Here is a 16,923-nt window from a genome sequence, read left to right as displayed (position 1 = left end):
CAAATTCCATCCGCGCCCCTAGGTATCTCACCCTAAGTCGGCGGAAAGCGCGCCTTTCCCCATTCCCGCTAAGCCTTTGTCGAACGCCCGCCACCGTGTCGCCACGGCCCGCGCCAAACCCTTGGCACATGGCCGATTCGCCCACGCCGCGGCCGATGAAGATGTCCTTGCGTTATCGAGGGGAAACCGACGCGATGCCCACGATCACCCTGCCACCGCGCTGCGACCGGGCGGCCGCCGAAGCGCTGCTGCCCGAATTGATTGCCGCGCTGGGCGCCGGCCCGATGCAGATCGACGGCACGGCCTGCACCCACGTGGGCCAGGCCATGTTCCAGGTGCTGGTCAGCGCCCGCCGCAGTGGCGATGGCGCGGTGATCGATCCCTCGCCCGCCTTGCGCGAAACGGCCCGCCAGATCGGACTGGAAGCCGAACTGTTCGATGGAGCCCAAGCATGAACGCCGAGGAAATCCAGGCGATCTTCTTCGCCGAGTGCGAAGAATCGCTCGCCGCGGCCGAACAGGGCCTGGCCGCCTGCAAGGAAGGCACCCAGGATGCCGACACCGTCAACGCGGTGTTCCGCGGCGTCCACTCGATCAAGGGCGGCGCCGGCGCATTCGGCTTCATCGCGCTCCAGGCCTATACCCACACGTTCGAGACGCTGCTGTCTGACGTGCGCGATGGCACCGTGGCGATTACCGAGCCGCTGATCGACCTACTGCTGCGCGCGCTCGACACGCTCAGCGACCATGTCATGGCCGCGCGCGGCCAGGGCGAGACGCCCGACGATGCCGCGCTCCAGGCCGAACTCACCGCCGCCATGGCCGCCAATGCCGGTGGCGCAGCGCCGGCCGCGCATGGCCCGGCGGCAGAGCCGGCGCCGGCCGAACCGGCCAGCAGCAGCAGCGGCAGCAGCTTCGACGACGACATGGGCCTCGATTTCGATTCGATGCTCGACAGCATTGCCGGCGCCATGGCCGGTGGTGGCACGGCCGACGACGGCGGCGAAGACCAGGCCGACGAGGCCGCGTCGACGTGGATCGTCAAGATCCGCCCCCATGCCGGCGCCATGCGCAATGGCAGCGAACCGATGCTGATGCTGCGCGAAGTGCTCGAACTGGGCGGCGTCTGTGCGGAATGCGATGTGTCCGCCGTGCCCCATCTCGATGCGCTCGATCCCGGCGTCGGCTATCTGGGCTGGACGTTCCGCATGCCCGCCAGCGTCGACGACGCCGCGGTGCGCGACATCTTCGATTTCGTGGGTGACGATTGCGAGATCGCGATCGGTGCCGATGCCGCCATGCCGGCGGTGCGCCTGCCCGCGGCCGCGCCGCCGCCGGCCCCGGCCGCGGCCGCGCCGCCCCCCGCACCCGCGCCTGCCCCGGCGGCGCCCGCAGCCCCTGCGACGGCGGCCCCGGCTGCCGAGGCGCCGGCCGCGCCGGCCGCTGCGGCCACCCCGGCTGCAGCCCCGCCTCCGCCCGCCGCCGCGGCCCCTTCGGCCGCCGGCGCGCCGCCCGCGCCGCCTGCTCCCGGCCAATCGATCCGCATCGAACTGTCCAAGCTCGACAAGCTGATCGACGCCGTGGGCGAGTTGGTCATCGCCCAGGCGATGATGGCCCAGCGCCTGTCGAGCGAGGGCCTGGCCGCCAGCGAGGAAATCGCCGTGCTCGACGGCCTCACGCGCGATATCCAGGAAAGCGCCATGGCCATCCGCGCCCAGCCGATCGGCTCGGTGTTCAGCCGCGTGCCGCGCATCATGCGCGAACTTTCCGCCAGCACCGGCAAGCACGTGCGGCTGGAAGTTTCGGGCGAAAGCACCGAGCTCGACAAGACGGTGATCGAACGCCTGGGCGAACCGCTCACCCACCTTATCCGCAATGCGGTGGACCACGGCATCGAAAAGCCCGAGGAACGCATCGCCGCGGGCAAGAGCGCGGAAGGCACGCTCACCCTTTCGGCCGAGCATCGTTCGGGCCGCATCCTCATCCGCATCGGTGACGACGGGCGCGGCATCAACCGCGAGCGCGTGCTGGCCAAGGCGATCGAAAAGGGCCTGGTCGCCCCTGATGCGCAGCTGTCCAAGGAAGAGATCGACCTGCTGATCTTTGCTCCCGGCTTTTCCACGGCACAGACCGTGTCCAACATTTCCGGGCGCGGCGTGGGCATGGACGTGGTGCGCCAGAACGTGAAGGACCTGGGCGGGCGCATCACCATCGAATCCGAACACGGCGTGGGCACCACGTTCACGCTGACCCTGCCGCTCACCCTGGCCATTTCCGATGGCATGGTGGTCAATGTCGGGGATCAGACGCTGGTCGTGCCGCTGGCCAACGTGGTGGAATCGCTGCGCCCTTCGGTGGAAGACGTGAAGGGACTGGGTTCCAACCGCGCGATGATGAACGTGCGCGGCCGCTTCATCCCCGTGGTGCCGCTGCACGTGGCGGTGGGCGCCAATGGCGCGGTCGAACTGCCGCAGGATGGCGTGCTGATCGTGGTGGAAACCGAAGGCGCGGGCCGCGCGGCCCTGCTGGTGGATTCGATCGTCGACCAACGCCAGGTCGTGATCAAGAGCCTCGACACGCACTACCGCTCGGTAGAGGGCGTGGCCGGCGCCACGATCCTGGGCGATGGCCGCGTTGCGCTGATCGTCGACGTCGATGGCCTGGTCGCCCGCAGCCTGGCCGAACACGGCCAGATGGACCTCTCGCATCCGCATGGCCTGGCCGAAGCGGCATGAGCGTTCAATCCGCCTTTGAAGCGAGCCTGCCCGGCGTGAGCCCGGGGGTCTACGACGCCGCCGACTTCAAGGCGGTGAGCGAGATCGCCCATCGCGAGGCCGGCATCGTGCTGCCGCCGGGCAAGGCCATGCTGGTCTATTCGCGGCTGGCCCCGCTGGTGCGCGATTCGGGTTGCCAGACCTTTGGCGCCTATGTCTTGCGCATCCGCGAGGATGCGGCCGAACGCACCAAGGCGATCTGCGCGCTCACCACCAACCACACCTTCTTCTATCGCGAAGCCCATCATTTCGAACACTTTGCCGAAGTGGTGCGCCCGCAGTTGATCGAGCAACTCGATCGCGGCGGCAAAGTGCGGATCTGGTCGGCCGGCTGCTCCAGCGGCGAGGAAATCTGGTCGCTGGTCATGACGTTCCTGGGCCCCGACCGGGGCGAAGGGCTCAAGCTGGCGCGGCGCGACATTCGCATCCTCGCCAGCGACATCGCCACCCACGCCATCACCAAGGCGCAGGCGGCGCGCTATCGCCAGGAAGACTTGAAGCCCGTGCCCGAGCCGCTGCGCCGGGCCTGGACGGTGCCCGACGGCACCGACGCCACGATCGCCCCGGAAGCCCAAGCCCTGCTGCGCTTCCGCCACCTCAACCTTCTGGGCGATTGGCCGATGGCCGGCGCCTTTGATGTGATCTTCTGCCGCAACGTCATGATCTATTTCGACAACCCAACCAAGGAACGGCTCGTGGCGCGCTTTGCGGAAAAGCTTGTGCGTGGCGGCCATCTTTACATCGGCCATAGCGAGCGGGTCACTGGCCCGGCTCTGGAGACGCTGTCCAACATGGGACCAACGATCTATTCGAGGAGGGCAGCATGACCATCCGCGTGGTGATTGTCGAGGATTCGCCCACGATGCGGGCCATCCTCATGAACCGGCTGTCCAAGGAACCCGATATCGAAGTGGTGGCCGCCGCCGCCAATGCCGCCGAAGGGCGGCAGATGATCCGCGAGCTGGACCCCGACGTGGTCACGCTCGACGTGGAAATGCCCGGCATGAACGGCCTGGATTTCCTGGAAAAGATCATGCAGCTGCGGCCCACCCCGGTGATCATCGTCTCGGGCGCCACCCAGCAGGGCAACGATACCACGGCCCGCGCGCTCGCGCTCGGTGCAGTGGATTGCTATGCCAAGAGCGAGATGGGCCAGGGCATGACGCTGGAAGACAGCGGGCGCCTGGCCAACATGATCCGCAGCGCGTCCAAAGTGCGGTTTGCCCCGCGCGGTGCCCCCGCGCCGGCCGTGCCGACCAGCCGCATCGCCAGCCAGGCACGCCTGTCGATTGCCGATCGGCCGCGCCTGATCGCGATCGGTTCGTCCACCGGCGGGGTTGAAGCCTTGCAGATCCTGCTGTCGGATTTCCCGGCCGATTGCCCGCCCACGCTGATCGTGCAGCACATCAACGAACGCTTCGCCCCGGCCGTGGCGCGCACGCTCGACCAGAACTGCCCGCCCCGCATCCAGCTGGCCGAACCCGACATGCCGCTGCGCGAGGGCAACGTCTACCTGGCACCGGGCGACGATCGGCACCTGGGCATCGGCGGCACCACCAACCTGCATGCCAAGCTGCGGCGGGGCGAACCGGTTTCGGGGCACCTGCCCTCGGTGGACGTGCTGTTTTCCTCCGTCGCCGAAGTCGTCGGCGCCCAGGCCGTCGGCATCCTGCTCACCGGCATGGGGTCCGACGGGGCCAAGGGCCTGCTGGCCATGGCGCAAAAAGGCGCACGCACCATTGCCCAGGACGAGGCGACCTGCACCGTCTTTGGCATGCCACGCGCGGCGATCTCGCTGGGTGCGGCCAAAGTGGTGGCGCCGATCGGGCATATCGCCCGCCACGCATTCAGCAAGGCGGCCTGAGCCATGTTCCACAAACCCATCCTGCCCAATCCCAGTGGGCTCGAACGCGTCACGGTGATGCAGGGTCAGGCGCTGGCCAGTGCCGACGGCACCGTGGAATTTTCCACCGTGCTGGGCAGTTGCGTGGCCACATGCCTGTTCGATCCCGATGCGCGGGTGGGCGGCATGAACCACTTCCTGCTCGCCGAGCCGCCCGCCGGCTACGACACGGCGGTCGACGAACACTATGGCCTTTTCCTGATGGAACTTCTGGTCAACGAGATGCTGGCCAAGGGTGCCCGCAAGTCCAAGCTCAAGGCCCACCTCTATGGCGGCGCCAACGTCAACCGCAACATGATGAAGATCGGCTCGGTCAATGCCGAGTTCGCGCGCAAGTTCCTGGCCAACGAAGGGATCGCGCTGATGCGCGAGGACCTGGGCGGAACGCAGGCGCGGCGTGTCGATTTCCGCCCGGCATCGGGTCAGGTCCGCCTCCGCACTGTGGAAGACCGGCTTGCGCCCCCTGTCCAACCCACCGCACGTCCGGCCGTATCGCTCGGCGACGTCGAACTGTTCTGAATGGAAAAGCGAGTCCAGGCATGACCAATACCACCCGGATCCTTACCGTAGACGACAGCCCGTCGATGCGGGCCCTGCTCAACCACGCACTCACCTCGCAAGGCTTCGACGTGTCCCAGGCCGAGGACGGCATGGCCGCGCTCGACTGGCTGGCACTCAACGAAGTCGATGTGGTGATCACCGACATCAACATGCCCCGGCTTGACGGGTTCGGCCTCATCGAGCGCCTGCGCGAGGGCAGCCGCCACCGCGACCGCCCGATCCTGGTGCTGACCACCGAAAGCTCGGAAGAGAAAAAGGCCCGCGCCCGTGCGGCGGGGGCCACCGGCTGGATCGTCAAGCCGTTCGATCCGGCCAAGCTGGTCGCGGCCGTGCGCCGCGTCTCGCACTGACCGTCACCGCAACCCCGATGGGAGACATGCAATGATCCGCGAACTGATCACTTTCGAAGTGGAAGGCCAGGTCTTCGGGCTTGATATCATGGCCATTCGCGAAATTCGCGCATGGACGCCAACCACGCGCCTGCCGCGCGTGCCGCACTATGTAGCCGGGGTCGTCAACCTGCGCGGTACCGTGCTGCCGGTGGTCGATCTCGCCGCGCGGCTCGGCTGGCGCGCCACCGAGCCAACGCCGCGCCACGCGATCATCGTCACCCAGCTGGGCAGCCAGATCGGCGGCTGGATCGTCGATTCGGTCAGCGACATCGTCACCGTGCCGGACGAGGCGATGCAGCCCCCGCCGCCCTCTTCGGGCAGCGATACCGTGGTTCCGTTCCTGGATGGCCTTGCCGCGATCGAGGACAAGATGGTCATGGTGCTCAACCTGGCGGCCCTGGCCGACAGCGATTCCATGGCTGAAGCGGCCTGATCCGACACCATCTGACGCGACGTCCCGGAGAGCCTTTCGATGCCCATCGACACGACCGACCTTTGGCCCGAGCCCGATCCGGGCGCGCATCCGGGTGGAGCCGCGGCCGGCGGCCAATCCGTGCAAGCGGTCGATGCTGACGGCTTCGTGCCTTTCGACGCCGTGCCCGTGCCCAGTGCCAGCCAGGCCGAAACCGACCAGCATGCAGCCAACCTGCGCGATGCCACGCACCAGCAGATCGCCGTGGTGCTGGAGGAACTGGCCCTGGAAGTGGAAGACCTGGGCGGGCGCCTGTGCACCGACATGGAGATCGCCACGCGGCACATGGACGTGCTTCAGGCGATCGACCTGATCGCGCAAAAGCAGCGCTCGCTCGCAAAGCTGCTGGAAGCCGACTGCCCGGTCAAGGCGATCGAGCAGATCGGGATCGACGTGCTGCGCGACCGCATGCGCATGTTCCATTGATGCGGCCAGCGCCCAGCGCAGGCCAGCCGGCGTAAAAAAACGTCGCTGGCGCGCCAGGGTGCTGGACTTGGCCCGTGCCCCTCGTCCATGGAGATGGCATGTGGCAACTTTACCAGTTTCCCCTTTGCCCGTTCAGCCGCAAGGTTCGGCTGCTCATGGCGGAAAAGGGCATCCCCTACGAACTGATCCGTGAAAATCCATGGGATTATCGCGAAGAATTCCAGAAGCTGAACCCTGCCGTGCGCACCCCGGTGCTGCGCGACGAAGGGCGCGGCATCACCCTGGTCGATAGCCGGGCGATCTGCGAATACCTGGAAGAGACCAACGACAAGAACCCGATGATCAACGGCACGGCCACCAACCGCGCCGAGATTCGCCGCCTCGTGGCCCTGTTCGATGAAAACTTCTTCGCCGACGTGACCATGCCCTTGCTGGAAGAGCGGATGAAGAAGCGGCTGGTCTATCGCCAGTCCCCCGATTCGCGCGCCCTGCGCGAAGCACTGCGCCTGGCGCACGACCATCTCTATTATATCGACCACCTGATCGATAACCGGCCCTGGCTGGCGGGATCGACGATGAGCCTGGCTGACCTGACGGCCGCGGCCCAGCTTTCGGTGGCCGATTACCTGGGCGGCATCGACTGGAACGGCCACGAACAGGCGCGCGACTGGTATGCCGTGTTCAAAAGCCGGCCAAGCTTTCGCCCGCTGCTGTCCGAACGGATGGACGTGATCCAGCCGCCCGCGCACTATGCCGATGTGAACGCGTAAGGGGCCTGGATGCCCCAAGATCCTACCCATCCCGGATGGGGAGATGGCAGGCCGCAGGCCTGACGGAGGGGTGAACGCTCGCGCAACACGGGAAAGAGCCCCCTTCACCACCCGCTTCGCGGGCGGTGCCCCTCCCCGCCGCTACGCAGCAGGGAGGATCGGCCATGGCGCCTCTTACCCCAGGCTTTTCACACCGAAACGCCCCGCCTTGCGATAGCGCAGCATCCAGCGGTCGAGCAGCAGCCCGAGCGGCCGTGCGCGCAGGCCCAGCTCGGCCAGGCCAGGCAGAGTGCCGCTGGCAACACTACCGGCCTTGAGCAGGGCCAGCTGGTCGCGCGAAAGCGGCGTGCCGGGCAGGCTGGCGAAAAGGCCAGCCGCGGCGTCGCCCACCGGCACCAGGACCGGCTTGCGCCCTTGGGCGGCGGCAATGCGCTGGTTGATTTCCAGCATGGTCAGCACTTCGGGGCCCGCCAGTTCAAAAGTCTTGCCGGCATGGCTGGCAAAATCGTCGAGGATCGTGGCCACCGCGCAGGCGGCATCGTCCACGAACAGCGGCTGCAGCCGCGCGTCCGGCCCGAACACCGGCACCACCGGGAACTGGCTGATCACTTTGGCAAAAAGGTTGAGGAACGTGTCGTCCTGGCCGAACAGGATCGAAGGGCGCACCACCACCGCGCCGGGGAAAGCCTCGGCCACGGCCGCCTCGCCTTCGGCCTTGGTGCGGGCATAGCCCACGTTGGACGTGCGATCGGCACCGATTGCCGAGACATGCACGAACGCTTGGGCACCGGCCGCCTTGGCCAGCGCCGCCACGCGGCCGGCGCCGCGTCCCTGCACGGCATCGAGATCACCCTTGAACGCGCCCACCAGGTTGACCACGGCATCGGCGCCCAGGAACGCGGCGGCGAGCGAGCGTTCGTTCTGCACGTTCACGCGCAGGAACTGCACCTGCCCCAGGTTGCCCAGCGCCTTGATCGCATAGCCGCGCTCGACATGGCGGCTGCACACGCGCAGGCGCGCACCGCGCGCCAGCAGTTCCTGCGCCAGATGGCTGCCGAAAAAGCCGCTGCCACCCACCAGCACCACCAGCTTGTCTGCCAGATCGCGCCCGCCTGCCTTGCCTGGATTTGCGTTGCTCATTGCCTGCCTGTCCATTTCGCCGAGTTCATGTCACGCCACGGGAAACGGCACAGCCGCCAACCCGCAATACACATAGCCAGCCTTTGGCACAGGCCCGCCCCCGGCTTCAATGCTCCGTATCAACGCGGGTGCCCACCAGCGGCAAAATTGTGCGGCTGTGGAAAAAAAGATGACAGCGAAATGGCAAAACCCGTGTTGACACCCCCCGGCCTCACCCGTATTGGCCCACTCCACCGACGGAGAGCGCTTCCAGCCTCTTCCGAAGAGAAAGTGCCCAGGTGGCGGAATTGGTAGACGCACCGTCTTCAGGTGGCGGCGCTCGTAAGGGCGTGGAGGTTCGAGTCCTCTCCTGGGCACCATCTCGCATTCCACGGACGTCCGTAAACGTCCGTGAAGTGGCTGAAATCAGCCAAATTTTGTGCTATGATCGTCCGATCAAATCCGGGCGAATTCGGCACCAATCGCGAAAAATGCGGGTATATCCGAGGGTATCGATATTCGTCCCTAGCTAGGACGATACCCTCATGGGAACCCTGTTTGTCACCACCATCGCCAGCGCCAAACCGCATGAGCGCGACTATAAGCTGTCGGACGGCGGTGGCCTCTATCTCCTCGTCCGCCCCAACGGCACGAAGCTGTGGCGCCTCAATTACCGCTATCTTGAAAAGCATCGTACGCTTGCATTCGGAGCCTGGCCCGAAGTCAGCCTCGCTGACGCCCGCGCTCGCCGAGATGACGCGCGGCGGTTGCTCGCAGCAGGCATCGATCCTTCACACCAGCAGAAAGTCGATGCCGCCCGCGCTCGCGTCGAAGAAAACGACACTTTCAAGATTGTCGCCGAGGAGTGGGTGGCGAAGAACGTGCGCGAGGGCATGGCCGAGATAACGCTCAGCAAACTGCGTTGGCTCCTCGACAAGGCTTATCCACGAATCGGAAATCGCCCAGTAGCCAAGATCAATGCGCAGGAGGTCCTAGCCGTTCTGCGCGCGGTCGAGGCGACAGGCCGCCATGAAAGCGCTCGGCGCATGCGTAGCGTACTCAGCAGAGTCTTCCGCTACGCTATCGCCACAACGCGGGCAGAGCGGGACCCGGCGCGCGATCTACGCGGCGCATTGGCTGTTCCCAAAGCCAAACATCTTGCCGCCATCACCACCGAGGATCGGGCCGGAGATCTCATGCGCGCGATCGAAGGCTATTCCGGGCATGCCATCACGCTGTTCGCTTTGAAGCTGTCAGCACACCTCTTCGTGCGCCCCGGCGAACTTCGGCAGGCCGAATGGGCAGAGTTCGATTTCGACCGGAGCGTGTGGAATATTCCAGCCGAGAAGATGAAAATGCGTCGGCCGCACCGCGTCCCTTTATCATCACAGGTTGCAGGTCTGTTTGAGGACCTGTGGGACCTGACAGGCCAAGGCCGCTATTGCTTTCCATCATTCCGCACCTCTGCCCGGCCCATGTCGGAAAACACGGTCAATGCTGCATTGAGGACCCTTGGGTTTGGGAAAGAGGAAATGACCGCGCATGGCTTTCGGGCAATGGCGGCCACGCTTCTCAACGAGACCGGACGTTTCAATCCAGATGCGATTGAGCGCCAGTTGGCGCATATGGAAAACAACGGGGTCCGCCGCGCGTATACGCGGGGAGAGTACTGGAATGAGCGAGTGGCATTGATGCAGTTCTGGTCGGACGAGCTGGACCGCTTGCGCAATGGCGCAAAGGTGCTCAAGCCCAATTTCGGTGGCCAGAAGTCTTTCGCCTCGGGATAGCCCCTCCGACAGCTCAATGCTCAGACTTGCAGCAGATATGCCACGCCACGGCTGACTTGTCCTAAGATTGAAGCGATCATTAGCGCTTCACTATCGTGCTCAAGCCGCCTTTGGCTATTCCAGTTGATCCGTCGCGTTGACGCTGCCCGCCTGTGGCGCGGCCGCGCTTTAACCGCGGCGGAGCTCCGACCCAGCAACCTGCTGCATCTCGTCGACATGGCCGTCACGATCGCTGGCAACGCCCTTCCACTGCGCAGTCCGTCGCAAGGTCCTAGGCGGCCCGGCCCGCGCTGTGGCAGGGCGCTACCCATGCGAATCTCCCTGCTGCTTCCGTGCCTTGCCGCCCTCGCCCTGTCCCCCACCCCGGCGCTTGCCTGGGGCAGCGAGGGGCACCAGGTTGTCGCCCTGATCGCGCGCCAGTATCTCAAGCCCGAGGCGCGCCGCCGCGTGGATGCGATCCTTGCCACCGACCAGGACACGCTGACCGCACCGGACATGGCCGCCCGCGCTACCTGGGCGGATGCTTGGCGCCGCGAGCACAAGGACACCGAGAACTGGCACTTTGCCGACATCGAGCTGGACGACGGCGACCTTGCCAAGGCGTGCCCCGAAAGCCCGCCCAGCGACGCGCCGGCCAGCGCCGGCCCGGCCACCGAGTGCATCGTGACCAAGCTCGAGCAATTCACCCGCGAACTGGCCGCGCCAGCCACCAGCCCGCAGGAGCGCCTGTTGGCGCTCAAGTTCGCGCTGCATTTCGTGGGCGATCTGCACCAGCCCCTGCATGCATCGGACAATCACGACCGGGGCGGCAACTGCGTGGCCCTGGCCCTGGGCGGCCCGCGCACGGTCAATCTTCATGGCTATTGGGACACCGTGATCGTCCGCGAGATCGATCCCGACGCGAAAGCCCTGGCCAAGCAGCTGGGCAAGCGGATCACGCGGCAGGAGATGGCCGCCTGGTCAACCGGCACGCCGGAAGATTGGGCGCGCCAATCGTTCGGGCTTGCCAAGCAGGCTGTCTACACCGTGCAGTCCCAGCCCGGATGCGACGACACGCGCGCGCCGATCGCGCTGCCGACAGGCTATGATGCCCAGGCGCGCCGCGTTGCGGCGGAGCAGTTGGCCAAGGCTGGTTGGCGCCTTGCGCAGGTGCTCAATCAGGCGTTGGCGCCGGTCGCGGACGTTGGAGCAAAGGGATAAGACCTCTTCGCCCTATGCACAGATCCGTTGATTAAACGGGACATTTACTCTCGACGTGCATAGCGGCGCCATGAGCTTCAAAAAGCCATTTCGCGCGGTGCCGATCCGCCCTGGGGAGCGATACCGCAATCATCGCCCCCGGCCGCGACACGCGGGAAAGATGAGCAACGTGCGATTTGCCTTGCTTGCCTGCGCATTATCCGCAGCAACCGTCGGCTCCACGTGGTTTTTCTCTCGCCACAATCCAAGCCCGGCCGGCGAATGGGATTTGCTGCAATCATCCCTGGACGTCTATTACGCCGATTGCAACGCGGCCCGCGCAGCCGGTGTGACCCCGATCCACAAGGGGCAAGCTGGTTACCGCACAGAGCTGGATGCAGATGCGGACGGCATAGCGTGCGAACCTTATCGCAAACGGTGATGCGCTGAAGCGTTAACGCCCCGCCCAGCGATCCCCGGTACGCTCGATCGATAGCGAACCTGGCCAGGTGCGGCACATCGCAAAGGCCGTCTCAGGCTCACCCTCCAACCAGGCGCCCCACTGATCCGGCCGCAGCACCACCGGCATGCGATCGTGCACGTCGGTCATCAAGGCGCTGCTCTCCACCATGACCATGGCATAGGTCTGCCCCCATTCGGCGGTCTGGCGCCAGATCCCGCCGATGGCAAAGACTTCGCCGCCGGGCATGCCATACCAGATGCGCGTCATGCGGCCCGCTTCGCCTTCGGGCTCCGCCCATTGGCTCACCGGGATCAGGCAGCGCCGGCGGGCGAAGCTGTCGCGCCAGAACGGCGTGTGCAGCTTGTCGTCGCGGGCGTTGGTGACCGGCTTGGGCTTGAGCGGTTGGCCCTGCTTGCCCTTGAGCACCACGGGAAAGCCCCAATTCATGGCGCCCACGCGCCCATGCGCGATGACCAGGCCGGGATAGCCGGGATAGACCTCGTCGGCATGGTTCACGCCCGGCACGGCCTCGGCCGCGAAGATATGGGCCACTTCGGCCTGGTTGGCGCGCAGGCGATACAAATTGCACATCGCCCCGGTGTCAGCCGCCCGCCGCGCAGAGTCAAATCGCGGGCTGGCTTGCGCGTTTGTTCCCATTATGTTCCAATATCGCCATGGAACGAATCGACCTCGACATCATGGCGGACGCGATCCTCGAGGCCCCAGGCTGGGCGCGCGTCGGCATTACCTCCCCTTCCCCCAGTTTGCGCGAGGACGCTGCGCGCGAGCTCGCCGGCGCGATCGCCGAACGCTTGCAGGCCGCGCCGCCCAAAGCCGAGCAACTCGGCCTGAAACTGTGACGCCCCATGCCGCGCTGGAACGCGGCGGGCCTGATGGAGCCCACCTCGCTCACCGATGCCGCCGCGCTGCGCCTGGTCGTGCGCCCGGTCTGCCGCTGCGGGCATTCGATGACCTTCGATCCCCATGGCCTGTGGTGGCATTTCCAGCGGCGCGGGTGGGATGATCGCTTGCCCGAAGTGCGTTGCCGGTTCTGGTGCATCGTCTGCATGGCCGGGCTGCGGCAGAAGGTGCGGCCGGTGCGGATCGAGACGGCCAACGAGCGCAGCGCGGCGGTGGTGTTGCCGATGCCGCCGGAGCGGGAATGGAAGCAGCAGTCGCGGGCGTTGCGCTGACGCCTTTTCCCTTGATACGCCCCCGCGTGCTAAGCTGGTTCAATTTTCAACAGCAGGAAAAGTTGGGCCCAAAATTCGCGATGTCGCCAATCGTTTGGGGGCGGCCCTAAGCGTCGGTAGCGGGAATCCAATGAGAAGCAATTAAGCTAGCATAATCAGTTTTTTAGTGAGAATGCTATTTTATGTAGGCCCCCAATTAGAACCTGGGAATCGTTGGCTGCGATTGGACTGCCGTGAACTCGGATGGCTGGTGATTCGTTACCCAGGGCCGCCGCAATGTCGATGATATCTAATTATGGCGGCACGCCGCTTTGCTTTCATCCGGCTTCCCGAGTGGGCGCTGAGCCGTCTCTACTGCCTGCTGGCCGGCCCACATAGTGCTCCAAACGACGAGGTGTGGGACAAAACGGTCCTTTACCGGCGCTGCGGCGAACATCGGCTTTAGACCGGAGCGGACTTACGAAATTCCGATAGCCGCCACGTATAGCTCGAAATGGTTGCCGAGTATGTTCACGGCAGCGATCATTTTCTATGATCAAAATTGCGCTCTCAGGATGTAGGTGCCGGTGGATGTTGCGCTTGCCCGTCTTTCCAGTCTGCGTGGAGGAATGGACGGATAAAAGAGGACAATTAGATGGGCGAACGGTCGTCGGAAGCTGAGTTCGAAGAGGCAACTGCCGAGATTGTGGCGCCGCACCCGCACAGCTGGAAGAATTGGCAGAAATTTTTAGAGGGCCTGGGTGCGCTACAGATTTCCGAACTGCGCCTTTACTCGGACGTCCATTTCATCGCGGAAGCCTATAATTTCGGCCCATACAGCTTCCTGAACGCACTCGCGCATTCTCAAAAAGACCCGGGCGCGTTGAGGCCTGGGATCGTGCTGCGCGCCGAATGGCACCTAATGCCCGACATACGTGTTCCGATGGAGACGAACGACGACCACTATCATGGTGGCGACCTTTTCGACGAGTTGACCGCTCTGGCCTCACTCCTGCTTAATGCGAGGATCATGGCTGGTCCGGTGGACCGTGAATTTCGGCCTGGTGAGGATCCGATGGGGCGACCTCAGGGACATGACGCCAGCTATTTGCCAGCCCTCCCAAAGTCGAACCAACAGCCCCAACTCCCATATATAACCGGGTCGCGCGACTTGCGCGATCTCGCAGATCTGGGGTCGTTGCCCCATCTCGCGCCGGGGGCGGCAGCGGCTTTGATCAAGGCTGCTCGGCTGTTCCAGAATGGTCTTTGGGTCGCAGATGCCTCGCCTGAAAATTCTTGGCTGCTGCTCGTATCGGCGATCGAGACCGCGGCGGCGCACTGGGACGACGATAAGCGAACGCCCGAAGAGCGCTTCGCGCTCTCCTACGGAGGCGTGATCAGCATGCTTAAAAAAGCCCAAGTCGACAATCTGATCCCCAAGATGGCAAGAGCCTTCAAAGGCGTCATCGGTGCCACATCGAAGTTCGTCGGATTTTTGGAGGCGTTCTCCCCTGGAGAGCCCGAGAAGCGGCCGACGTTCGGCAAGCTCGATTATTCCCAACAGGCAATGGCGGCTGCCTTCAATCGCATCTATGCCCTCCGATCGCGTGCGCTTCACGCGGGTGTCCCATTTCCATATCCGATGTGCATCCCGCCGGAGCGGTACGACGATGGCCCTTACGCCGAAGTCCCAGGAGGGCTCGCCGTATCTGCGAGGGGGGCGACATGGAGCCGCAATGATACACCGATGCTGCTCCACACCTTTGCGTATCTCGCGCGCGGCGCGCTCCTTACTTGGTGGCGCACCCTGATCCCGGAAGAGATCCAGAAAATGCCTCCGATATTTTCAGAGCGCTTGACCGCCCTCGGCCCGGTCTCTGATCGCTTCCGGCCTTTGACGCCTGATCCGCAGCAAGGGACCGATGTTTCCGACGAAGCCGAGTGAACCTTGTCGGCGGTTGGGACAAATGCGTCGTTCCCGATGGGATACTGAAGCGGCAGCTTTCGCCAGAAGCGGTCGTAGCCGGCTCGGTGAGTGATGGCGCGGAATGGCTCAGGCCAATTGCGGACAGCCACTGCGATGGCTGCGCATCAACTAAAATTCTGGAGCGATCGATTCTATTTGTCGATGTCGTCGAATATTGATCGCGTCGCCGCGGGCGGCACGGAGGCTTCTTCCTTCTTTTGCGTCACGATGTGGGTCCAGTCCGTATCGCCTTCGTCCTCTTCATCCCGCTCGCGCTTACGCTCCTCGATCGCCTCGACCGAGCGCCTAACTTGTTCGCGTGCTTCGTCGATCAAAGCGTCGACGTCGGCGTCGACGCCAATTGCCTCCACGCGATCGAGAACGTCGAGCAGTTTCTCGAAATGGCTATCGGGCTCTTTGTCGAGATCGGCATCCGCGGTAATCTCGTCGATCCGATCTTCGAGGGATGGCAAGACCGTAGTCCGCAATCCCATGCCCATGCTGACCAAGCGTAACGGCGATAATAGGCCGAGCATGTCCTCTTCCTCGAAGAAAGAGGCGTCGAGTGCATTTTGCACCGCCGATTCAAGTCTGCCCGCTGCTTCCAGGCGCAGATCGTCGCGCAAGAGCCCGAGGCGATTTGCCCGACCGTAGGTGGCAAGCTGCGGGTCGTTACCAACGGGATCGGTCCGCCAGCACGATCGCTGCAACAAATCCGGATATTGCTGAACCACCTTTGAAAAGACCACCTCACTGGCACGATAGGACAGGAAGTGGAACAGCATCCAATTGCGATGGCGTTCGTCGGGCGTACGGCCGAGCCGGGCGACCAAAGCGTCATCCAGTGCAGTCGGGATGACCAGCGCATCCCGGATGAGCGGCGATCCCTCGCACGTGAAGCTTCCGAGAATGGTATCGATCGGCGCGCCACGGATCAACGCCGCCATCATATGCGGTTTCTGCCGCATGATCTCTGTCAGGGCGTCCGAGATCGTCGGGTGTGCGAAGGTCCATCTTGGTCCGGAGAGCTTAAGGAATGACCCCTTCAGCTCCGCGAAGCAATCCTGAATCTTGGTGATGGAATAGCCGGTCAGTTCCGAGACCGCCTGTGCTGCCAACGGATCGTGGTCGCTGGGATCGAAACCGGCTTGATGGACATAGACCAGAATAAGCGCCGCCTGAAGCTGATCGTCCAAGGCGTTGACCGTATCAATAAGGTGCTCGGTCGGCTCTTCCATGAAGCGTACAAGCGAGGGCTCGCGCGGCGCCAGCCCCTTGGTGAAGTTCGGATCCCCAAGCCGTTCGGCAATACCGGGAAGAAAATCCTCGACGGCGGCAACGGCCGCAAGGTGGGGCTTCACGCTCGACCGCCAGCTCTGACTCTGCTCGCCGAAATTGACGTGGTTATAGAGGATCTGGGCTTTCTCGTCGAAGGTCAGATCGCCCACGTCGACCACGGCGCTTCCGTCCGTGAATTGGGCGAGATTGCGCTGGCCGAGCCGCCGCCGCGCTCCCTCATAGATGTGCTTGCGCGACGTCAGAAGGAAGCGATTGCCGTGATTGATCGCCGCACGCAATTTCGAAAAGGCAGAGGCCCAGTCCTGGACATAATCGTCGCGCAGCACGTTCGAACCGAAGGCGTCGTCGATCCAGAAAAATCGCCCGGGGTCGTTTGGATTCCATCCCGCTTCGAAATCGCGCGGGCTCGTGAGAGCAAGGACGGTGTTATCCGGGTTCTCCGATGCGATCGTGGAAACGATGGCGCCGATCGCCGATTTGCCGCTCGACGGATTGCCGAGCAGGAGCACAACACCATGATCCGAGATTGCGTTAACGGCGTCACGATGGGCCTTGGTCGGAACATAAGTCCGCAGCTTCGGAACCCAGCGTCGAGGAGCGCCCGGCTCTGTTCGCTGAGCCGCTCGTCGACGATCGAGGTC

At 64.4% G+C, this 16,923-nt stretch carries 18 protein-coding genes and 1 tRNA gene; 16 read left to right on the top strand and 3 right to left on the bottom strand.

The genetic code is table 11. From position 1 onward, the window contains the following. The first annotated feature begins 194 nt into the window (after positions 1-194). The 9 genes from R9J51_RS07220 (at position 195) to R9J51_RS07180 (ending at position 7,297) form a co-directional block, all read left to right on the top strand. Entirely contained in the window at positions 195-455 is a 261-nt protein-coding gene (locus R9J51_RS07220; protein ID WP_168553892.1) for an STAS domain-containing protein, read from the top strand. Beyond that, positions 452-2,734 carry a chemotaxis protein CheA gene (locus R9J51_RS07215; RefSeq protein ID WP_179506266.1) on the top strand — a complete coding sequence of 761 codons (2,283 nt, stop codon included), beginning with the start codon at positions 452-454 and terminating at the stop codon, positions 2,732-2,734. Before R9J51_RS07220 ends, R9J51_RS07215 begins: the two co-directional genes overlap by 4 nt. Next, positions 2,731-3,600, top strand: a complete 870-nt coding sequence (locus tag R9J51_RS07210) for a CheR family methyltransferase (protein ID WP_168553890.1) — start codon at positions 2,731-2,733, stop codon at positions 3,598-3,600. Before R9J51_RS07215 ends, R9J51_RS07210 begins: the two co-directional genes overlap by 4 nt. Continuing rightward, complete coding sequence (locus R9J51_RS07205) at positions 3,597-4,637, top strand: protein-glutamate methylesterase/protein-glutamine glutaminase (RefSeq protein ID WP_168553889.1); 1,041 nt, start codon at positions 3,597-3,599, stop codon at positions 4,635-4,637. The genes R9J51_RS07210 and R9J51_RS07205 overlap by 4 nt, the downstream gene beginning before the upstream one ends. 3 nt (positions 4,638-4,640) lie before the next feature. After that, the gene (locus R9J51_RS07200) at positions 4,641-5,195 is read left to right on the top strand and encodes a chemotaxis protein CheD (RefSeq protein WP_168553888.1); all 555 of its coding nucleotides are present in this window, start codon (positions 4,641-4,643) and stop codon (positions 5,193-5,195) included. Positions 5,196-5,215: 20 nt separating this feature from the next. Continuing rightward, a complete protein-coding gene (locus R9J51_RS07195; RefSeq protein WP_168553887.1) occupies positions 5,216-5,587 on the top strand; it encodes a response regulator in 372 nt (123 codons plus the stop codon). Between the two features lie 31 nt (positions 5,588-5,618). Beyond that, positions 5,619-6,062: a chemotaxis protein CheW gene (locus R9J51_RS07190; protein ID WP_168553886.1), complete on the top strand. Its 444-nt coding sequence runs from the start codon at positions 5,619-5,621 to the stop codon at positions 6,060-6,062. A gap of 39 nt (positions 6,063-6,101) precedes the next feature. Then, the gene (locus tag R9J51_RS07185; protein ID WP_432787916.1) at positions 6,102-6,527 is read left to right on the top strand and encodes a hypothetical protein; all 426 of its coding nucleotides are present in this window, start codon (positions 6,102-6,104) and stop codon (positions 6,525-6,527) included. A 98-nt stretch (positions 6,528-6,625) separates the two neighbouring features. Further along, positions 6,626-7,297 (top strand): glutathione S-transferase family protein, encoded by a 672-nt coding sequence (locus R9J51_RS07180; protein ID WP_168553885.1) that lies wholly within the window; start codon positions 6,626-6,628, stop codon positions 7,295-7,297. Positions 7,298-7,471: 174 nt separating this feature from the next. Here R9J51_RS07180 and R9J51_RS07175 read toward each other — a convergent pair whose 3' ends face one another. Beyond that, a complete protein-coding gene (locus R9J51_RS07175) occupies positions 7,472-8,437 on the bottom strand; it encodes a complex I NDUFA9 subunit family protein (RefSeq protein ID WP_179506265.1) in 966 nt (321 codons plus the stop codon). A 272-nt stretch (positions 8,438-8,709) separates the two neighbouring features. Between R9J51_RS07175 and R9J51_RS07170 the strand changes: the two genes are divergently transcribed. From R9J51_RS07170 to R9J51_RS07155, 4 genes are all read left to right on the top strand, one after another. Next, positions 8,710-8,796: transfer RNA gene (locus tag R9J51_RS07170), tRNA-Leu, on the top strand. Between the two features lie 165 nt (positions 8,797-8,961). Next, positions 8,962-10,203, top strand: coding sequence for a phage integrase central domain-containing protein (locus tag R9J51_RS07165; RefSeq protein WP_179506264.1), 1,242 nt, complete (start codon positions 8,962-8,964; stop codon positions 10,201-10,203). 309 nt (positions 10,204-10,512) lie between these two features. After that, complete coding sequence (locus R9J51_RS07160) at positions 10,513-11,403, top strand: S1/P1 nuclease (RefSeq protein ID WP_179506263.1); 891 nt, start codon at positions 10,513-10,515, stop codon at positions 11,401-11,403. Between the two features lie 70 nt (positions 11,404-11,473). Further along, the gene (locus tag R9J51_RS07155) at positions 11,474-11,824 is read left to right on the top strand and encodes an excalibur calcium-binding domain-containing protein (RefSeq protein ID WP_168553881.1); all 351 of its coding nucleotides are present in this window, start codon (positions 11,474-11,476) and stop codon (positions 11,822-11,824) included. Between the two features lie 12 nt (positions 11,825-11,836). On the opposite strand, the gene R9J51_RS07150 is transcribed toward R9J51_RS07155, so the two are convergent. Next, a complete protein-coding gene (locus R9J51_RS07150; RefSeq protein WP_179506262.1) occupies positions 11,837-12,436 on the bottom strand; it encodes an SOS response-associated peptidase family protein in 600 nt (199 codons plus the stop codon). An 83-nt stretch (positions 12,437-12,519) separates the two neighbouring features. Between R9J51_RS07150 and R9J51_RS07145 the strand changes: the two genes are divergently transcribed. From R9J51_RS07145 to R9J51_RS07135, 3 genes are all read left to right on the top strand, one after another. Continuing rightward, the gene (locus R9J51_RS07145; RefSeq protein WP_179506261.1) at positions 12,520-12,705 is read left to right on the top strand and encodes a DUF6771 family protein; all 186 of its coding nucleotides are present in this window, start codon (positions 12,520-12,522) and stop codon (positions 12,703-12,705) included. A gap of 6 nt (positions 12,706-12,711) precedes the next feature. Further along, positions 12,712-13,038: a hypothetical protein gene (locus R9J51_RS07140; protein ID WP_179506260.1), complete on the top strand. Its 327-nt coding sequence runs from the start codon at positions 12,712-12,714 to the stop codon at positions 13,036-13,038. Positions 13,039-13,672: 634 nt separating this feature from the next. Beyond that, positions 13,673-14,962, top strand: a complete 1,290-nt coding sequence (locus R9J51_RS07135; RefSeq protein WP_169041627.1) for a hypothetical protein — start codon at positions 13,673-13,675, stop codon at positions 14,960-14,962. Positions 14,963-15,135: 173 nt separating this feature from the next. Here R9J51_RS07135 and R9J51_RS07130 read toward each other — a convergent pair whose 3' ends face one another. Beyond that, positions 15,136-16,791 carry a hypothetical protein gene (locus tag R9J51_RS07130; protein WP_218843556.1) on the bottom strand — a complete coding sequence of 552 codons (1,656 nt, stop codon included), beginning with the start codon at positions 16,789-16,791 and terminating at the stop codon, positions 15,136-15,138. Positions 16,792-16,923 lie beyond the last annotated feature (132 nt).

The organism is Novosphingobium rhizosphaerae (assembly GCF_050920675.1).
GTDB classification, from domain to species: Bacteria; Pseudomonadota; Alphaproteobacteria; order Sphingomonadales; family Sphingomonadaceae; genus Novosphingobium; species Novosphingobium rhizosphaerae.
Note: the sequence above shows the minus strand (reverse complement) of the source record. Positions and strands in the feature narration are given on the sequence as shown.